The organism is Nakamurella deserti (genome assembly GCF_003260015.1).
Lineage (GTDB): Bacteria > Actinomycetota > Actinomycetes > Mycobacteriales > Nakamurellaceae > Nakamurella > Nakamurella deserti.
Window position 1 is genome coordinate 944,529 of record NZ_QCXS01000002.1, and the last position, 18,655, is coordinate 963,183.

Annotated in this window: 19 protein-coding genes; 13 read left to right on the forward strand and 6 right to left on the reverse strand. The window is 72.3% G+C overall.

What is annotated here, in order from left to right; all coding sequences use genetic code 11:
• Positions 1-21 precede the first annotated feature (21 nt).
• From DB033_RS04450 to DB033_RS04460, 3 genes are all read left to right on the forward strand, one after another.
• Positions 22-723, forward strand: a complete 702-nt coding sequence (locus DB033_RS04450) for a DUF998 domain-containing protein (protein WP_111765630.1) — start codon at positions 22-24, stop codon at positions 721-723.
• 28 nt (positions 724-751) lie between these two features.
• Entirely contained in the window at positions 752-2,050 is a 1,299-nt protein-coding gene (locus DB033_RS04455; protein ID WP_205843642.1) for an MFS transporter, read from the forward strand.
• 110 nt (positions 2,051-2,160) lie between these two features.
• The gene (locus DB033_RS04460; protein ID WP_111765631.1) at positions 2,161-3,483 is read left to right on the forward strand and encodes an NAD(P)/FAD-dependent oxidoreductase; all 1,323 of its coding nucleotides are present in this window, start codon (positions 2,161-2,163) and stop codon (positions 3,481-3,483) included.
• Positions 3,484-3,539: 56 nt separating this feature from the next.
• On the opposite strand, the gene DB033_RS04465 is transcribed toward DB033_RS04460, so the two are convergent.
• A complete protein-coding gene (locus DB033_RS04465; protein WP_111767233.1) occupies positions 3,540-3,941 on the reverse strand; it encodes a DUF952 domain-containing protein in 402 nt (133 codons plus the stop codon).
• Positions 3,942-4,022: 81 nt separating this feature from the next.
• Between DB033_RS04465 and DB033_RS04470 the strand changes: the two genes are divergently transcribed.
• Positions 4,023-4,715 carry a queuosine precursor transporter gene (locus DB033_RS04470; RefSeq protein ID WP_240615727.1) on the forward strand — a complete coding sequence of 231 codons (693 nt, stop codon included), beginning with the start codon at positions 4,023-4,025 and terminating at the stop codon, positions 4,713-4,715.
• A gap of 18 nt (positions 4,716-4,733) precedes the next feature.
• Here the strand turns inward: DB033_RS04470 and tgt are convergent, their stop codons facing one another.
• Positions 4,734-5,972, reverse strand: a complete 1,239-nt coding sequence (tgt, locus tag DB033_RS04475) for a tRNA guanosine(34) transglycosylase Tgt (RefSeq protein WP_111765632.1) — start codon at positions 5,970-5,972, stop codon at positions 4,734-4,736.
• Between the two features lie 195 nt (positions 5,973-6,167).
• Here tgt and DB033_RS21625 point away from each other — a divergent pair, with 195 nt between their 5' ends.
• Positions 6,168-8,078, forward strand: a complete 1,911-nt coding sequence (locus DB033_RS21625; protein WP_111767235.1) for an alpha-amylase family protein — start codon at positions 6,168-6,170, stop codon at positions 8,076-8,078.
• On the opposite strand, the gene DB033_RS04485 is transcribed toward DB033_RS21625, so the two are convergent.
• Positions 8,065-8,778, reverse strand: a complete 714-nt coding sequence (locus DB033_RS04485) for a MerR family transcriptional regulator (RefSeq protein ID WP_157970503.1) — start codon at positions 8,776-8,778, stop codon at positions 8,065-8,067. The genes DB033_RS21625 and DB033_RS04485 overlap by 14 nt on opposite strands.
• A 216-nt stretch (positions 8,779-8,994) precedes the next feature.
• Here DB033_RS04485 and DB033_RS04490 point away from each other — a divergent pair, with 216 nt between their 5' ends.
• The 8 genes from DB033_RS04490 (at position 8,995) to DB033_RS04525 (ending at position 16,236) form a co-directional block, all read left to right on the forward strand.
• The gene (locus tag DB033_RS04490) at positions 8,995-9,864 is read left to right on the forward strand and encodes a DNA-formamidopyrimidine glycosylase family protein (protein ID WP_111765634.1); all 870 of its coding nucleotides are present in this window, start codon (positions 8,995-8,997) and stop codon (positions 9,862-9,864) included.
• Positions 9,865-9,908: 44 nt separating this feature from the next.
• A complete protein-coding gene (locus DB033_RS04495) occupies positions 9,909-10,277 on the forward strand; it encodes an FKBP-type peptidyl-prolyl cis-trans isomerase (protein ID WP_111765635.1) in 369 nt (122 codons plus the stop codon).
• Positions 10,278-10,362: 85 nt separating this feature from the next.
• Complete coding sequence (locus DB033_RS04500) at positions 10,363-11,082, forward strand: YqjF family protein (protein ID WP_111765636.1); 720 nt, start codon at positions 10,363-10,365, stop codon at positions 11,080-11,082.
• Between the two features lie 90 nt (positions 11,083-11,172).
• A complete protein-coding gene (locus DB033_RS04505) occupies positions 11,173-11,559 on the forward strand; it encodes a DUF6394 family protein (protein WP_111765637.1) in 387 nt (128 codons plus the stop codon).
• 11 nt (positions 11,560-11,570) lie between these two features.
• A complete protein-coding gene (locus tag DB033_RS04510) occupies positions 11,571-13,346 on the forward strand; it encodes a potassium channel family protein (protein WP_111765638.1) in 1,776 nt (591 codons plus the stop codon).
• A 101-nt stretch (positions 13,347-13,447) separates the two neighbouring features.
• Positions 13,448-14,227 (forward strand): nucleoside phosphorylase, encoded by a 780-nt coding sequence (locus DB033_RS04515; protein ID WP_111765639.1) that lies wholly within the window; start codon positions 13,448-13,450, stop codon positions 14,225-14,227.
• Positions 14,228-15,196, forward strand: a complete 969-nt coding sequence (add, locus tag DB033_RS04520) for an adenosine deaminase (protein ID WP_111765640.1) — start codon at positions 14,228-14,230, stop codon at positions 15,194-15,196.
• Positions 15,196-16,236, forward strand: coding sequence for an alcohol dehydrogenase catalytic domain-containing protein (locus DB033_RS04525; RefSeq protein WP_111765641.1), 1,041 nt, complete (start codon positions 15,196-15,198; stop codon positions 16,234-16,236). Before add ends, DB033_RS04525 begins: the two co-directional genes overlap by 1 nt.
• Positions 16,237-16,242: 6 nt before the next feature.
• Here DB033_RS04525 and DB033_RS04530 read toward each other — a convergent pair whose 3' ends face one another.
• The 3 genes from DB033_RS04530 to DB033_RS04540 are packed head-to-tail and all read right to left on the reverse strand — an operon-like array spanning position 16,243 to position 18,650.
• Positions 16,243-17,382, reverse strand: a complete 1,140-nt coding sequence (locus DB033_RS04530; protein WP_111765642.1) for a HEAT repeat domain-containing protein — start codon at positions 17,380-17,382, stop codon at positions 16,243-16,245.
• Complete coding sequence (locus tag DB033_RS04535) at positions 17,383-17,718, reverse strand: YnfA family protein (protein WP_111765643.1); 336 nt, start codon at positions 17,716-17,718, stop codon at positions 17,383-17,385. It abuts the gene before it with no gap.
• Positions 17,715-18,650, reverse strand: coding sequence for a pirin family protein (locus tag DB033_RS04540; protein WP_205843643.1), 936 nt, complete (start codon positions 18,648-18,650; stop codon positions 17,715-17,717). The genes DB033_RS04535 and DB033_RS04540 overlap by 4 nt, the downstream gene beginning before the upstream one ends.
• Between the last annotated feature and the right edge of the window lie 5 nt (positions 18,651-18,655).

Sequence of the window (18,655 nt, forward strand, 5' to 3'; positions counted from 1 at the left end):
CGGACGGGGCACAATGCGGTCGTGAAGAGCTGGTGGCGGGCCGGAGTGGCCCTCGCGGTGGTGAGTACGGTCGCCGCGATCGCGATGCAGGCCGTGGCCGGGCAGTGGTTCCCGCCGCCGGTGTCGGTCAGTCAGTACGGGATCGGGCCGTGGGGATGGCTGTTCAGCGTCTTCGTGGTCACCATGAGCGCTGCGCCGTTGGTGCTGGAACGGTGTTCACCGCGGCCGTCGCCGGCCGTCCGGGGGTTCCTGTGGACGGGCCTGGCCGGCGCGTTGGTGATGGCCGTGGTGCGCACCGACACCGGCGGCGCGCAGGCCAGCTGGAACGCCAAGGTGCACATGATCGGGTCGATCTTCTGCCTGGCGTTCGTGCCGCTCGGCATGGTGACGGCGCTCTGGCTGCGCGGTGGCGCCGCCCGCGTCGTCGGTCTGCTGGAGATCGCCGTGGTCGAGGTGGCGATCGTGCTGCTCCTCGCGGCCGCGGCCGGGCTGGACACCGCCGGCCTGGGGCCGACGCGGTCCTGGGCGTTCTGGCAGGCCGTCGCCTCGGTGGTCTGTGTGCTGATGGTGGTGACGATGGCGGTGGCGCTGCGGCCACCCGGAGGCGGCCGGCGAGAGCTCCTCGAGGATCACACCCGGCCGGACGCGCCGGTCGGCGGTGATGCTTCTATACTGGTACAGGAAGATCCCGTGTCGACAAGGGCGTTGCGCGAGCACCACTGACCCACCCGACCCGAATCGAGGCGCCAGGTTGTCTGGCCGCACTGCCGCCGTTCCCGCTCCCACCGCGGGTGCCGGCTCCCGTCCCGCCGGCGCTCCGCTGGCGACCGCGAAGAACACCGCGCTGGCCATCCTCGCGATGGCCCTCGGTGGTTTCGCCATCGGCACCACCGAGTTCGCCTCGATGGGTCTGCTGCCCAACATCAGCCGGTCCCTCGGCGTCACCGAGGTCCAGACCGGCCATCTCATCACCGCCTACGCCCTCGGCGTGGTCGTCGGCGCACCGATCCTGGCCGTGCTCGGCAGCCGCATGCAGAAGCGCAACCTGCTGCTCGTCCTGATGGCGATCATCGTCGCGGGTCATCTGTTCTCCGCGTTCGCGCCCGGGTTCGGCAGTCTGTTCGCGGCCCGGTTCGTCTCCGGTCTGCCGCACGGCGCCTACTTCGGGGTGGCCTCGGTGCTGGCCGCGTCACTGGTGCCGGCCAACAAGCGGGGCAGTGCCGTCGCCGGGATCATGATGGGCCTGTCCGTGGCCAACATCGCCGGCGTCCCGCTGACCACCGCGATCGGCCAGGCGATGGGCTGGCGGACCGCGTATCTGCTGGTGGCCGTGCTCGGCCTGCTCACCGTGTTGCTGGTCCGCATCTTCGTGCCCGCGGTGCCCGTGGCCGAGGGCGCCGGCGTGAAGACCGAGCTGGGCGCGATGCGCAACGGCCGGATCTGGTTCATCCTGCTGCTGGGTGCCATCGGATTCGGCGGCATGTTCGCCGTCTACACCTTCATCTCGCCGATCATGACGAACCTGGCCGGGATCGCCGAGAGCGCGATGCCCTGGGTGCTGGCCGCGTTCGGCGTCGGGGGCACGGTGGGGATCGTCTTCGGCGGCCGGCTGGCCGACCGCAGCCCGACCCGCGGCATCCTGGTCGGCTTCGTGCTGACCATCCTGACGTTCGCGGCGTTCTCGGTGACCTCCACCTCCGTGTGGGCGTCCTTCGTCAACGTCTTCTTCCTCGGCTTCTCCGGGTCGCTGCTGATCCCGTCGGTGCAGACCCGGCTGATGATCATCGCGCAGGGCGCGGAGTCGCTCGCCGCGTCGATGAGCCACTCCGCCTTCAACCTCGCCAACGCGGTGGGGGCCTGGCTGGGCGGTGCGGTGATCGCCGCCGGCTGGGGCTACCTCGGACCGTCCCGCGTCGCGGTGCTGCTGGGCTCCCTGGGCCTGTCGATGTTCGTCGCGTCGCTGCTGGTCGACCGGCGCAGACGGGCCCACCGGGCACCGTCCGCCGCGCTGCCGGCGCTTTCGCCTGTGAATGCCGGGGTATCCCGGTAGGCGTTAAGGTGGGGCGCGAGTTCAGCGCCGAGCCGATCGCTTTTCCGTTGCACAGTCCGTCCCGAAACGTGGAGACGGCGAGTTCACCTTCGAGACCGCGAGGAATCTCCATGACCGTTCAGCCCGCCGCGCCCCGACCGGCCACCGCCGGCCGCCGTCGCCCGCACGTCGTGATCCTGGGCGGCGGCTTCGCCGGGCTCGGCGCCGTCCGTGCGCTGCGCAACGCCGACGTCGACGTGACCCTGGTCGACCAGCGCACGTACAACACGTTCCAGCCCCTGCTGTACCAGGTCGCCACCGCAGGCCTGAACGCCGGCGACGTCACCTTCTTCCTGCGTGCGACCCGGATGAAGCAGCTGAACCTGTCGTTCCGGCACGGCGAGGTCGACAGCATCGACAGCGACGGCAACTCCGTGCACTTCACCGACGGCAGCACGCTGGACTACGACTACCTGGTCATCTGCACCGGTGTCACCACCAACTACTTCAACACCCCCGGCGCCGAGGAGAACACCCTCGCGATCTACTCCCGCGCCCAGGCGCTGACGCTGCGGGACCGCATCTTCACCCAGCTCGAGCACGCGGCGGCGTCCGGTGAGTTCATCGGCTCGCCCGAGCTCACCATGGTCGTCGTGGGCGCAGGTGCCACCGGCGTGGAGACCGCCGGTGCGCTGGCCGAGATGCGCAACGACGCGATGGCCGTCGTGTACCCGGAGCTGGACCCGCGCCGTACGCACATCGTGCTGGTCGAGATGGGCGGCGTCGTGCTGCCGCCGTTCGACAACACGCTGCGGGAGTACGCCGCCAAGGAGCTGCGCGAGCGTGGTGTCGAGCTGCGGCTGAACACCTCGGTCAAGGAGGTCAGCGCCGAAGGTGTGACCCTCGGCAACGGCGAGTTCCTGCCCGCCCGCGTGGTCATCTGGGCCACCGGCGTCACCGCCCCCAAGGTGGTCGCGAAGTGGGGCGTGCCGCAGGGCCGCGGCGGTCGCATCACGGTCGACGCCGACATGCGCGTGCACGGGTTCACCAACATCTTCGCCGCCGGCGACGTCGCGGTCACCCCGGACGCGCTCCCGCAGCTGGCCCAGCCCGCGCTGCAGGGCGGCAAGCAGGCCGGCAAGAACATCAAGCACCTGGTCGCCGGTGAGCCCACCACCGACTTCCACTACAAGGACAAGGGCACGATGGCCACCATCGGCCGCCGCGCGGCGATCGCCGACATCGCCCTGCCGTTCGGCAAGTCGCTGAAGCTGACCGGCACCCTGGCCTGGCTGATCTGGCTGTACGTCCACATCGCCACCCTGCTGGGCAACCGCAACCGGATGGCCACCTTCGTCAACCTGGTGACCAAGTACCTGGCGCCGTCGCGGCGGACCAACCCGATCGTCGGCGACGTGCCGGTCTTCGACCGGGAAGCGGTCAAGAAGCAGTAGCACGGCCACGACAGGGCGGTGCCGTTCCCCGGAGCGGCACCGCCCTTTCGCGTCCTTCAGGCCGCCGGTGGCCGGTCCACCACGTCGAGGCCGCCGAGATCGGGCAGCACCAACCGGTTCCCGTCGAACTCGACCGGGATCGCCGCCACCACCGCGTCTGCGGGCACCGGCCCGTAGACGTGCGGGAAGAGCTCGCCCTCGGCGGGGTCCCAGCGCACCGGTGAGCCGGCCGCTTCGGTGGCGGCGATGTCGATCACCAGCAGCAGCAACGGTTCCGGGTCGTCGGCGTAGAACCGCTGCGCCACCATGGGCAGCTGGCCGGCGGTGCTGGTGTGGATGAAGCCTTCCTGGGCCAGCGTCCGGCCGCGGGTGGAGCGGTCGAACCAGCCGGTCAGCAGGGTCTGGTTCCACTCGTCGACGTGGGCCAGGTGCAGGATCCGGCCGGCGGTCCCGGTCATGGTCATCTCCTCGGGTCGGGCTGTCGATCCTGCCAGAGCCGGATTTCGCCGGCGGCGCCGGAGCTGGGAGGATGGCGACCCGTGACCGATCCCCGCACCACCCCGCTCGCCCCGCTGTCCGGAATCGACGCCGCCGCCGGACACGGCCGACGGGGCATCTACGACCTCGTCATCATGGCGTTCTGCGTCTTCCTGCTGCTGAGCAACATCGGCGCCACGAAGCTCATCGAGTTCGGCCCGATCCTCACCGACGGCGGCGCCATCCTGTTCCCCCTGACGTACATCCTCGGGGACGTCCTCACCGAGGTGTACGGGCTGCGCGGCGCGCGCCGGGCGATCATCGCCGGGTTCGCGGTCTCGATCCTGGCGTCGCTGACGTTCTGGCTCGTGCAGATCGCCCCCGCGGCCGCGGACTACCCCAACCAGGCCGCGTTCGAGGCGGTACTGGGCGTCGTGCCGCGGTTCGTGCTCGCCAGCATCTGCGGCTACCTGGTCGGGCAGTTCCTCAACGCCTGGGTGCTGGTGAAGATCAAGTCCCGCACCGGCGAGAAGGCGCTCTGGGCCCGACTTCTCGGGTCCACGGTGGTCGGCGAGTTCGCCGACACACTGGTCTTCGCCGCGGTCGCCTGGATCGGTGTGCTGGCCGCGCCGGAGTTCATCCAGTTCGTGCTCATCGGGTTCGTCTACAAGACCGCTGTCGAGGTCGTCATGCTGCCGGTCACCTACCGGGTCATCGCGGTCATCAAGCGGCAGGAAGGCATCGCGGTCCGCTGAGCCCGCCACCGCGGGCCGTCAGCGCGCCGGGTAGTACCGCCGCAGCGTCTCGGTGCGCAGCTCGTCGAACCACCCGCCGTCGATGCTCGCCCGGATGTCGTCGACCATCCGCACGATGAAGCGCTCGTTGTGGATGGTGGCCAGCGTGAAGCCGGTCATCTCCTTGGCCTTGAACAGATGGTGCAGGTACGCCCGGCTGTAGTGCGTGCAGGTGTAGCAGTCGCAGCCGTCGGCGAGCGGCCCGAAGTCGCGCTTGTAGCGGGCCCCGGTGAGGTTGTAGCGGCCGTCGGGGGAGTAGATCGCGGCGTTACGGGCCACCCGGGACGGCGACACGCAGTCGAAGGTGTCCACGCCGTGCTCGATGGCGGCGAACATGTCGTCCGGTTCGCTGATGCCCAGCAGGTGCCGGGGTTTGTCGCGGGGCAGCTCCTCGGCGACCCACGACACGATGGTCCCCAGGTGCTGCTTCTCCAGCGCCCCGCCGATACCGAAGCCGTCGAAGTCCATGGCCCCGAGATCACGGGCGGCCTTGCGCCGCAGGTCCTCGTACTGCGCGCCCTGCAGCACCCCGAACAGCGCCTGCGGCGGCCGGTGGGTGCGCTCGGCGGCGAGCCGCTGGTGTTCGGCGACGCAGCGCTCGGCCCAGCGCCGGGTGCGCTCCAGCGACTCCTCCTGGTACCCCCGGGTGTTCATCAGGGTGGTGAGCTCGTCGAAGGCGAAGATGATGTCGGCGCCCAGTCGGTGCTGGATCTGCATCGACACCTCGGGGGTGAAGCGGTGCACGTCCCCGTTGAGGTGGGACTTGAACGTCACGCCGTCCTCGTCGACGTGGGCCAGCCGGGTCTTGCCCTCGGCGATCACGTCGTCGGCCCGGGCCGTGGTCGAGTCCATCGACAGCACCTTCTTGAAGCCGGCGCCCAGCGAGAGCACCTGGAAGCCGCCGCTGTCGGTGAAGGTCGGCCCGTCCCAGTGCATGAACGCCCCGAGACCGCCCGCCTCGTCGACGATGTCGGCACCGGGCTGGAGGAACAGGTGGTAGGCGTTGGCCAGCACCGCCTGGGCGCCGAGGTCACGGACCGACTCGGGCAGCAGCGTCTTGACCGTCGCCTTGGTGCCCACGGCGATGAACGCCGGGGTGCGGATCTCGCCGTGCGGCGTGGCGATCACTCCTGAGCGGCCGCCGCGGCCGCCGTCCAGTTCCGACGTCACGGTGAACACGTCCTCCACCCCACCACACCGGACGCCCGGGGACCGCATCGGGCGTCCGGGGGACGGTGCCGCCGGGCGGCGACCGGGCCCGCGGTAGGCAAGGATGTGGCCATGATCAACGCTCCGTTCCCCGCCGCCCCGGCCGGAGACGCCCCCGTCGGTACCGGGCCGTCGCCCAGTTCGATGCCCGCGGTCAGCGCGGATTCCACCGACGTGCACCCGGACGCCGACCGGCGGCAACGGATGCGGGCGGTCGCCGCGGAGGTGCTGGCCGGAGAGCCGGACCACCGGCGGGAGCTGTTCGACGTCCGGTTGACCAAGTGGTGGCCCGACCTGTGGGAGGGGCTCGCCGAGCTGTACCCGGCGGCGCAGGCCGACGACCTGGGCCGCCGGCTGGTGACGTCGGCCGCGTCGGCGTTCGCCCGGCGCGAGCCGGAGCTGCAGCACCTGGACCTCGTGCGCACCCTGAGCCCCGACTGGTTCCAGAGTCAGTCGATGCTCGGGTACGCCGCCTACGCCGAGCGCTTCGCCGGGAACCTGGCCGGTGTCGCCGGCAGGATCGACTACCTGCACGAGCTGGGTGTCACCTACCTGCACCTGATGCCGCTGCTGACACCCCGGCAGGGCGACTCCGACGGCGGGTACGCCGTGGCCGACTACCGCAGTGTGCGCAGCGATCTCGGTACCACCGAGGATCTGCGGGCGCTGGCCGGGCAGCTGCGGCGGGCCGGGATCAGCCTCGTGCTGGACCTGGTGCTCAACCACGTCGCCCGCGAGCACGAGTGGGCGGTGAAGGCCCGGCAGGGCGACCCGAAGTACCGCGACTACTTCTACGTCTTCGCCGACCGCGACCAGGTCGACGCCTTCGAGGCGACGCTGCCCGAGGTGTTCCCCGACTTCGCGCCGGGCAACTTCACCTGGGACGACGAGCTGCAGGGCTGGGTGTGGACGACGTTCAACGAGTTCCAGTGGGACGTCAACTGGAGCAATCCCGACGTGCTGTTCGAGTACGCCGACATCGTCCTGTTCCTGGCCGGTCTCGGCGTGGAGGTGCTCCGGATGGACGCCATCGCGTTCATGTGGAAGCGGCTGGACACCAACTCCCAGAACCAGCCGGAGGTGCACGCGATCGCCCGGACGTTGCGTGCGCTGGCCCGGATCGCGTGCCCGGCCCTGGCGTTCAAGGCGGAGGCGATCGTCGCGCCGCAGGACCTGGTTCAGTACCTCGGGCAGGGCCGCCACTACGGCAAGGTCAGCGACATCGCGTACCACAACTCGCTGATGGTGCAGCTGTGGTCGATGCTGGCCGCCGGCGACGTGCGGCTGGCGGTCGAGGCGCTGCGCGGGTTGCCGCCGGTCCCACCGACGACGTCCTGGGTCACCTACGTGCGCTGCCACGACGACATCGGCTGGGCCATCGACGACACCGACGCCTGGCGGTCGGGCCTCAACGGCTGGGACCATCGCCGTTTCCTGTCCGACTTCTACAGCGGCGAGTACCCCGGCACGCCCGCCCGCGGGCTGGTGTTCCAGAGCAACCCGGCCACCGGCGACCGCCGGATCAGCGGAACCACCGCGAGTCTCGTCGGGTTGGAGGCGGCGCTGGCCGCCGGCGACGGGGCCGCGGTGGACACCGCGATCGCCCGGATCTCGCTGTCACATGCCCTCATCATGGGCTGGGGAGGGATCCCGGTCATCTGGTCCGGCGACGAGCTGGCGCAGCTGAACGACCCGGCGTGGGCGACGGAGCCGGGGCACGAGGCCGACAACCGCTGGGCGCACCGGCCGCGGCTGGACTGGGAGCTGGCGCGACGGCGGCGCGAGCCCTACAGCGTCCAGCAACGGGTGTTCGACGCGTTGGCGCACCTGCAGCGGATCCGCGCGACGCTGCCGCAGTTCCACGCCTCGGTGCCGCCGCGGATCACCGAGGTGTACGACACCGCGGTGCTGCCGGTGCTGCGGGAGCATCCGCTCGGGCCGCTGCTGGGGCTGTACAACGTCAGCGACAGCTGGCGGCCCTACCCGCGGGAGGCACTGGCCGCGCTGGGTCTCGACGGCGGAGTGGACCGCGTCAGCGGTGAGCCGCTGTCGTGGGGTGACGACGGTGACCTGTGGTTGTCGCCCTACGGCTTCCGCTGGATCAGCGCCCGCTGACCCGGGTCCGGCCGGCGGCGGGATCGTGGTCGTGCCGGTGGGTGCGGGGCGCCGGCAGGGTGGCCGCGGCGTCCGGGTCGGCGCCGGTGGTCCCGTCGCCGGGCAGGGCGGCGGACACCTGCGCCATCCGACGCAGCGCGGTGAAGAGGGCGTCGTCGAGGACGGCGGCCAGGACGGCACGCTCAGGGTCCGGCCCGTGGTCCCGCTCGTCCGCCCGGGAGTCGGCGGTGAGGGTGGCCGCCGCGGCGTAGGCGCGCATCGTGGCCGACGTGTGGTGCAGGTCCAGTTCGTGCATCATCCCGAGCAGGGTGGCGGCCGCGAGCCGGTGTTCGTCGTTGTCGGTCAGGCGCCAGCCGCGCTCGCGCATCACGGCGTCGACCAGCGTGAAGCGGGGTTCGACCCCGGCGGCGGGTCGTTCGCTGACCCGGGCGGTGACCGTGCGCGAGAGCAGGGCGAACAACTCCTCCGGTCCCGGTCCGCCGTCCTCGGCCAGCCGGAGCAGCTCGCCCACGGTGTTCAGTGAGTACCCGCCGAGCTCGGTGAGGCTGCGGATCAGGGCGAGCCGGCGGACGTGGTGCTCGTCGTACTGCGACTGGTTGGGGCTGGTGCGGTGTCCGGGCGGCAGCAGACCTTCCCGCAGATAGAACTTGATGGTGGGCACCGGCACGCCGGAGGCCCTGCTCAACGCCGCCATCCGCATGCCGGGAGTGTAGTCAGCAGGGGACTTCCGCACTCCCCGTTCAGGGCGAATGCATGGTGACGCGGAGTGATGCGGTGGGCGGCGCCGCCGGATCCGGGAACGTCGGCCACCCGATCGGGTCCGACTCGGGGCCGGCCGGTGGCCGCGACGACGACCCCGGCGGAGCCCGGGAGGTACGCCCGGACGCCGCCGCGAGTGACCGTTCATACTGACCGGATGCCGGAGCTTCCCGAGATCACCGCGTTGGGCGCCTTCCTCACCGAGCACGCCGCGGACGACCCGATCGCGTTCGTGCAGCCCGCAGCCATGGGGCTGCTGGCGACGGTGCAGCCCCCGATCGGTGCGCTGGTCGGGGGCACGATCACCGCGGTGGGTCGGCACGGGAAGTTCCTGGACATCACGGTGACCGGCGGCGCGTCGCCGGAGCCGCTGCACCTGATCCTGCACCTGGCCCGCGCGGGGTGGCTGCGGTGGTCGGACGCGATGTCCACGGCGATGATCAAGCTGGGCGGGCCGATCGCCCTGCGGGTGCGGCTGACGTCCGGGTCGGGGTTCGACGTCACCGAGGCGGGGACCAAGAAGTCGGTGACCGCCTGGGTGGTGGCCGATCCGATGACGGTGCCCGGGGTGGCGCGGCTCGGACCGGACGCCCTGGAGATCACCTTCGACGAGTTCGCCGCGCTCGCCTCGGCGTCGGCGGCCCAGCTCAAGTCGTTCCTGCGCGACCAGAACCTGATCGCCGGTATCGGCAACGCCTATTCCGACGAGATCCTGCACACCGCGAAGCTGTCGCCCTACCAGGCCGGCAAGCGGCTGACCGAGGAGGAGACGCACCGGCTGTACGACGCGATGCGGTCCGTGCTCACCGAGGCCATCGAGCGGTCCGTCGGGCAGGAGGCGGCCCGGCTCAAGGGGGAGAAGCGCACCGGCCTGCGGGTGCACGCGCGGTTCGGTCAGAAGTGCCCGGTGTGCGGGGACACGATCGCCCAGGTCGAGTTCGCCGACCGGACGTTCCAGTACTGCCCGACCTGCCAGACCGGTGGACGCACGCTCGCCGACCGGGCGATGTCGCGACTGCTGAAGTGACGCCGGGTGCGGTGCTCCGACCGGTGATGCGGTTGGATGGGGGTATGACCTCACCGCAGAAGCCCACCGTCGACGCCCCCACCGGCCCGGCCCCGACCGAACTCGAGATCACCGACATCACCGTCGGTGACGGCGCCGAGGCCCAGGCCGGCTCGACCGTCGACGTGCACTACCTCGGCGTCTCGTTCGACTCCGGCGAGGAGTTCGACTCGTCGTGGAGCCGCAACCAGTCCATCAACTTCCCGCTGCGCAGCCTGATCGCCGGCTGGCAGCAGGGCATTCCCGGCATGAAGGTCGGCGGCCGCCGGCAGCTGGTCTGCCCGCCGCAGCTGGCCTACGGTCCCAAGGGCGGCGGTCACCCGCTCTCCGGCCAGACCCTCATCTTCGTCATCGACCTGCTGGGCGTGAAGTAACCGCGCACCGCCGTGTGAACCACGCCATGCTCGCGGACGGCGCCGGTGGGGTGACCCGCCGCCGCTGTTCGGGCAGGTGACAGTCATGACCTTCCCGCACGTCCCGCCCCGGCTGCCCCGGCCGGTCGTCTTCGACCAGGTCTGGGCCGACCTGACGTTCCTGCACTGGGCGGTCGACCCGGCGGACGTCGCCCCCTACCTCCCGCCCGGCACCCGCCCCGACGTCTGGTCCGACGGCGCCACCCACGTCGGACTGGTCCCGTTCCGGATGGCCTCGGCCGGCCCGGGAACGGGTCTGCCCGTGCCGTTCTTCGGGCGCTTTCTGGAGACCAACATCCGGCTCTACTCGGTCGACGACGCCGGCCGCCACGGCGTGGTGTTCCGGTCGCTGGACGCCACCCGCCTCGCCGTCGTCCTGCTGGCGCGGTGGGGCATCCGCATCCCGTACCAGTGGTCGTCGATCTCGCTGTCCGCGGCGGGTCCCGTCCGGGTGTACCGCACCGCCCGCCGCTGGCCTCGCCCCCGCGTCACCAGCGAGGTGGCCGTGGAGATCGGCGCCCCCACCGAGGCCACCCCGGTCGAGGAGTTCCTCACCCGCCGGTGGGGGATGCACAGCCGGTTCGGCCGCCGCACGATGTGGACCCCGAACCGGCACGACCCGTGGGTGCTGCACGAGGCGTCCCTCCGGCATCTCGACGACGGGCTCGGTGCCTCCGCCGGCTTCCCGCTGTCCGGAGCACCCACCCTGCGTCCGCTGTGGACGGCGGGGGTCCGCACCCAGTTCGGCCGCCCGACGCTGATCTGAGCCGCTGCCCGGCGGGGCGCGCGCGCCCCGGGACGGCGGTGTCCGCATACTGGCGTCGCACCGCGCGTCGCGGCCGCCGGGAGGAGTGTCGTGAACCTCGAGAAGGTCGTCTTCGGGTTCTTCGTGTTGCTCGCCGCCACCCTGAACTTCGGGTTCTTCATCGGCGACATCTCACGGCCGGAGCTGCACAACATCTACGAGCTGGTCGCGGCGCTGGTGGTCAGCCTGATCGCCACCGTGCTCAAGTTCGGTGACCGGACCCAGATCGGTGCCGTGCACCTGGCCACGAGCCTGGTCGCGGACCTGCAGCTGATCGCCGCCGGGGTGGTGTGGGCGGTGGCCACCAAGATGAGCGAGCACGGGTTGAGTGAGGGGGCGACGGCGGCGATGGTGTCGCTGTCCGGCGGTGCCCTCGTGGCCAACATGGTGTCGGTGGTCCTGCTGGTCGTCGAGACCGCCTCGTTCCGGCGGAGCTGAGCCGGTCCGGCGTGAGGACACTGCTGCGGGTCTTCTGGAACCAGCTCTTCGGCCGCGACGAACGCGCCCGCGGGGTGCAGCGGTGGCACACCTCGATCGCCCCCGGCACGGCCACGTCGACCAGCTTCTTCCTGATCATGCGGCGGATGCGGGCGCCGCTGATCACCCTGATCGTCATCTTCGCGATCAGCGTCGTGGGGTTCACGTTCGTCCCCGGGCAGGACGCGAGCGGCGCCCCGGCCCGGATGGACGTCTTCGACGCCTTCTACTTCATGAGCTACACGGCGACCACCATCGGTTTCGGCGAGCTGCCCAACGCCTTCACCGCCGCCCAGCGGATGTGGGCGATGGTGACGATCTACCTGACCGTGGTCGGGTGGGCCTACGCGATCGGATCGCTGCTGACCCTGTTGCAGGACCGCGCCTTCCGGCAGGCACTGGCCACCCGCCGGGTGGTCCGGCAGGTCGCCCGGATGCGGGAGCCGTTCCTGCTGCTGGCCGGGTACGGCCGGACCGGTGAACTGCTCGGCCGGGCGTTCGACGCGCTCGGGCAGCAGCTAGTGGTGATCGACAAGGACCCGGACCGGATCGACGCGCTCAACCTCGCCGCCTTCCGGGCGACGGCGCCCGGGCTGGCCGCCGACGCCCGCAACCCCCACCACCTCGGGCTGACCGGGCTGGACCATCCCTACTGCACGGGCGTGCTCGCCCTCACCGACGACGACGAGGCCAACCTCGCGATCGCCATGACGGCCGCCCTGCTGCGACCGGAGCTGACCGTCATCACCCGGACGCTCTCCCGGGTGACCGCCGCGCGGATGCACGAGTTCGGGACCCCGACGGTGGTGAACCCGTTCGACCGCTTCGGCGACCACCTGCGGCTGGCGTTGCGGTCGCCGGCGGCCTACCAGCTGCTGTCCTGGCTGGAGGCGGGCCCCGGTGCTCCGCTGCCGGACCGGGCGGACCCGCCGCAACACGGGCGCTGGGTGATGTGCGGCTACGGGCGCTTCGGGCGGGAGCTCACCGCCGACCTGCGCGCCGAAGGGCTCGAGGTCACGGTCATCGACTCGACCCGTCCGGTGCCCACCACGGGGGAGGGACCGGAGGAGTCCGAACTCGACGACGTCGACGTGGAGACCGCGGTCGGCCTCGTCGCGGGCACCAGCAACGACATCGCGAACCTGTCGCTGCTGGCGTCGGCGCGGGAGCGCAACCCCCGGCTGTTCCTCGCCGCGCGGCAGAACCGCCCGGAGAACGCCCCGCTGTACACCGCTCTCGGGGTCGACTCGCTGCTCGTCCCCACCGAGGTGATCGCCCACGAGGTGTACGCGCAGCTGTCCACCCCGTTGCTGTGGCGCTTCCTGCACGAGATGCCCGCACGCGGCAACGACGACGCGGTCGCCCTGATCGCCCGTCTGCGCGACGACTGCGGTCCCGACCTGCCACCGCTGTGGCGCACCGACCTCAGTCCCGCCGTGGCACCCGCGCTCGCCGACTGGATCGCCGCCGGTGGGGCCACCCTCGGCGCCCTCCTGCGCAGCCCCGAGGACCGGGCGCAGCCGCTGAAGGTCGTGGCCCTGATGGTGCTGCGGGACGGGACCGCGACCGTCACGCCGGGCCCCGACTTCGTCCTGGCGGCCGGCGACCAGCTGCTGATGGCCGGCCGTCCCGCGGCCCGCCGGGTCATGGAGGCGCTGCTGTTCGACGACTCGCTCGTCGCCTACCTGCTGACCGGCCGGCACGTGCCGTCGGGCTGGATCGGGCGTCGGCTGCTGCAGCGATCCTGACGCGGCCCGTCGTCCGCCCCGCCGCCCCGGGGGGCGCCCCACCCGTGGCCGCCCCGAGTGCGCCGCCGATACTGGTCCCGCCCGCCGACCCGAGGAGACCCGTGACACGACCCGACACCGCCCCCGTCGACAAGGACGCCGTCGGGCGCGACGAGCGCCAGTACCACATCGGCGTCGCGCCCGGTGAGGTCAGCACGGTGGCGCTGCTGCCCGGCGATCCGTTCCGGGTGCCGATGATCGCCGAGTTCCTCACCGACGTGGTCGAGGTCGCCCACCAACGCGAGCACCGCACCATGACCGGCTGGTACCGCGGTCGGCACATCACCGCCACCTCCACGGGGATGGGCTGCCCGTCGACGGCCATCGCGGTGGAGGAGCTCGCCCGGGTCGGGGTGACGTCGTTCATCCGGGTCGGCAGTTCGGCCGGCCTGCAGGAGCGGGTGCAGCCGGGCGACCTGCTGGTCAGCGAGGGCAGCCTGCGCAACGACGGCACCACCGCCGCCTACGTGCACCCCGGATATCCCGCTGTCCCGGACCTGCCGATCACCCTGTCGCTGCGCCGGCAGGCCGACCGCATCGCCGAGGAACGCGGCATGGCGGTGCATTCCGGCATCAACGCCAGCGACGACGCCTTCTACGCCGAGACGCCCGAGTGGATCGCGCAGCTGAACCGCATCGGGGTGCTGAACGTGGAGATGGAGAGCTCGGCGATGTTCGTCGTCGCGCGGTTGCGCGGGCTGCGCGCCGGGATGATCTGCGCCGCCTCGTCGAACCTCGTGTCCGGGGCGAGCCTGTACTCGGGCATCAAACCGGCGCTGCAGCGCGGCTGGACCGCGAGCATCGAGGCCGCCCTGAACACGGCCGTGGAACTGGAGCTGTAGATGGCCCTGCTGCTCAACCTGCACAGTCACCTGGAGGGGCGGGTGCGCCCGGACACCGCCGCGGAGCTGGGGTCCCGCCTGGGCCTGCCGGATCCGCCGGGCGGCTGGGCGGACGCCCTCGAACTGGACGCGCCCGCCGATCTCACCGTCTACCTCGCGAAGGTGGCGAGCACCTACCCGTTCTTCGGCGACCCGGAGTCGTTGGCGCGCATCACCTCCGAAGCCGTCCAGGACGCCGCGGCCGACGGGCTGTCCTACCTGGAGCTGCGGTTCGGCCCGGCCACCCACGTCCGGCCCGGGTTCGACCTGGACGCGGTCATCCGGGCGGCGTGCGCGGGTGCCCGTGACGGGACCACCCGCAGCGGGATGCCTGCCGGCATCGTCGTCGCGGCGCTGCGGCACCACGACGAGGCGATCAACACCGCCGTCGCCCACGCGGCCGCCCGCGCGGCCGGGGACGGCGTGGTCGGTTTCGACCTGGCCGGCGACGAGCTGCGGTTCCCCGACCTCGCGCCCTACGCCGAGGCATTCGCCATCGCCGCGGCCGCCGATCTCGGTCTCACCTGCCACGCCGCCGAGGCCGCCCCCGGGCCGGCCGCCCGTGAGGCGGTCGAACGGTTCGGGGTCCGCCGCATCGGCCACGGCACCCACGTCGCCGACGACGCCGACACCCTGGACTGGATCGCCGACCACGGCGTCGTGGTCGAGGTCTGCCCGACGTCCAACCTCTACACCGGCGGCATCACCCGCATCGCCGACCACCCGGCCCGTACGTTCCTCGACCACGGGGTGCCCATCGTGCTCGGCGACGACAACCCACGCCAGACCCGGTCGCCGTTGTCGGCCGAGAGTGCGCTGTTGCAGACCGTTCTCGGGCTGGACGCGGCCGACCTGGCCGGGATCGAGGCGACGGCGGTCGAGGTGGCGTTCGCCGGCGACGCGGTCCGCGCGGCCTGGCGGGACCACTGATGCGCGCGGTCGTCTTCGACGCCTACGGTGCGACGCCGACGCTGCGTGACGTCCCGCCACCGGTCTGCCCGCCCGACGGCGTCGTGGTGGCGGTCGGCGCGACCGGCGTCTGCCGCTCGGACTGGCACGCCTGGCGCGGTCACGACCCGGTGGCGATGCCGCACGTCCCCGGTCACGAGCTGGCCGGCACCGTCGTCGAGATCGGTCCGCTGGTCGGTCGTCTCGCCGTCGGTGACCGGGTCACGGTGCCGTTCGTGTGCGGTTGCGGGCGCTGCGGGGTGTGTCTGGCCGGTGATCCGCAGGTCTGCCCCGACCAGCGGCAGCCGGGTTTCACCGACGCCGGGTCGTTCGCCGAGCTGGTCGCGTTGCACGCCGCCGACCACAACGTGGTCCGGCTGCCGGACACGGTCGACGTGGTGACCGCCGCGGCGCTGGGCTGCCGGTTCGCGACGGCGTTCCGCGGGCTGACCGTGCACGGGCATCCGGCGCCGGGGAGCTGGGTCGCGGTGCACGGCTGCGGCGGGGTGGGGCTGTCCGCGGTGATGATCGCCGTGGCGCTGGGCTGCCGGGTGCTGGCGGTCGACATCTCCGCCGCGGCGCTGGCCCGCGCCGCCGACCTGGGTGCCGAGATCATCCTCGACAGCACGGATCTCGGCGGTGCGGACGCCGTCGGTGCGCAGATCCAGCGGCTCACCGGCGGGGCCGAGGTCTCGATCGACGCGCTCGGCTCGCAGGCGACCGCGGTGGCGTCGGTCCTCGGACTCCGACGCCGGGGCCGGCACGTACAGATCGGGCTGCTGCTCGGCGACCGCGCGCGGCCCGCGCTGCCGATGGACCGGGTCATCTCCTGGGAGCTGTCGCTGCACGGTTCCCACGGGATGGCCGCCGCCGACTACCCGGCGATGCTCGCCCTGATCGAGGACGGCCGGCTGGATCCGAAGCGGCTGGTGGGTCGCCAGATCACCCTCGACGAGGCAGGTGCGGCCCTCGCCGCGATGGACGCCCCGCAGGCCGACGGCATGACGGTGGTGGTGGTGTGACGGCGGTCAGCACGGTGGGTCGAGCGCCGGATGGTCGTACAGGAACCGCTCCACCTGCTCCTCGACCCGGAAGTCGGCGACGGTCACGTCGTCCCACACCCGATGGGGCCGGCCGTCGCCGACGTCCCCGCCGCGCAGTCGCAGCACCGTCCGGGGGTAGCTGTCGGACGCCACGACCGACCAGCCGGCCCCGGCCCACCGCGCGTTCAGCGCGGCCACCAGCTCCGCCTCCAGCGATGTCGCCCGGGCCCGGGTCCGCGGGTCGCACCGTCGCCGCGCGGTGAGCGCGAGGTCGAGGAACATCCGGTCCCCGTCGTCGGCCCAGTGCTCGCACAGCCGGACGAGCACCGGCATCAACGCCGGATGAGCGAGTTCGGCGGCCGCCTCGAGGTCGAGGCGGAACACGTCGTCCGGATCGCCGCCGAGGCGGTCCAGCAGTGGGCGCAGCACCCGGCCGTCACCGCGTCGGGCCAGCCCCACCGTCGCTTCGTGCCGGATGTCCCCCGCGTCGTCGTTCAACCGCGCCGCCAGGGCCGCGCGGATCGCCGGGCTGTCGCGGTCGTTGAGAGTGGCCAGGCTGAAGACCGCGGCGTCACGGACCTCCGCGTCCGCGTCGGCGGACAGGCCGATCAGCGTCGCGACACACCGGTCGCCCGGCGGATCCTCCATGAGCACCAGGTTCCGGGCCAGGGCCAGGCGCACCGGCGGGTACGGGTCGTCGGCGTACCGGCACGCCTCGGCGGTCCAGCGGGCGCCGCCGGCGGCCGTCAGACCCCAGACGAAGACCTCGCGGTCGTCGTCGTCGGCCGTCCGGGCGGCGGCGGCCAGGGCCGCCGCGATTACTCCCTCGAACGGCGAGCCGTCGTCGTACCCGAGCTGGGCCAGCACCCGGGCCGCGAGGTGCCGACGTCCGGTGGCCGGGTCGGCGAGGACCGGCAGGGCCAGGTCCAGCACCCGCGGTCCGCCGTCGCGCTGCAGCACCGCCACCAGCCGCGAGGTCCGCTCCTCGAGGTCGTCCCCGTCGTGGGCGTCGCCGCGTGCGTCGGCCAGGGTCAACAGCTCCTCCCACACGCCGTCGGGGTCGACGGTGTCGTCCGACCCGGGCCGGGCACCGCCGCCGCCCGTGGGTCCGGGACCGTCCACCACTCAGGCCCCCCGCGGCGCGAACACGATGACGCCCACGCCGGCCAGACACACCAGTGCTCCGATGACGTCCCACCGATCGGGGCGGAAGCCGTCGAGCACCACACCCCAGACCAGCGAGCCGGCGACGAACACCCCACCGTAGGCGGCGAGGATCCGGCCGAAGTGCGGGTCGGACTGGAACGCCGCGACGAAACCGTACAGGCCCAGCGCGACCACGCCGGCCCCGGCCCACAGCCAACCGCGCGACTCCCGGACCGACTGCCACACCAGCCAGGCCCCACCGATCTCGAACACCGCGGCGACGGCGAACAGCAGGACCGTCCGCAGCACGCTCACCCGCGACGACGCGGCGTCAACCGCAGCGGCGGCAACGGTGGCGCGGGGATGCGCTCGTCGCCGTGCCCGTCGACCGGCCCGAACCGCGGATCGTGAGCCTCCCAGTCGTCGCGCGCCGCGACGATCTCCTCGTGGGTGCGCCCGACGAAGTTCCACCACATCACCAGCTCGTCGGCGAACGGTTCGCCGCCGAGCAGCACCAGCCGGGCCCCCTCGGTGGTCGACACGTCCAGCGACGTCCGTCCGGGCGCCAGGTACAGCAGCGGCCCGGGCTCCAGTGTCCGCCCGTCGACCTCGACGGTGCCGCCGACCACCAGGACGCCGTACTCGAAGTCCGCACGCAACGGCAGCGCCGCCGACCCCGGCTCGACCACCAGCTCCGCGCCGACCAGCGGGCTGAAGATCGTCGCGGGGGAGCGCACCTCGCCGAGCTCGCCGACGAAGACCACGCCCCGCACCCCGGCCGCCGTGAACACCGGCAGCTCCCGGTGCTGTTCGAACAGCGACGTCCCGCCCGCCGCGTCCGCGGGCAGTGCGACCCACAGCTGCAGGCCGTGCAGTACCACCCCGGGTGCGGTGACCTCGGAGTGTGCGATGCCGCGGCCGCTCGTCATGATGTTCAGCTCGCCCGGTCGCAGGACCACGTCACTGCCCAGGCCGTCCCGATGCCGGATCTCGCCGCTCAGCGGCCAGGTCACGGTCTGCAGCCCGATGTGCGGATGGGGCAGCACGGTCATCCCGGCCGACTCCGGACCCATCTCGTCCAGGAAGCACCAGGCGCCGATCAGCGGGATCTCCCGGGACGGCAGCGTCCGCCGCACGGTCATCGCCCGGACCCCGCCCAGCGGCACCGCGCGCGCCTTCAGCAGCCGGCTCCCGCAGGTCGGCCGGTCGACGTCGTGCTCGACTGGTGCGCTCTCGAGATTGCTCAACGCTC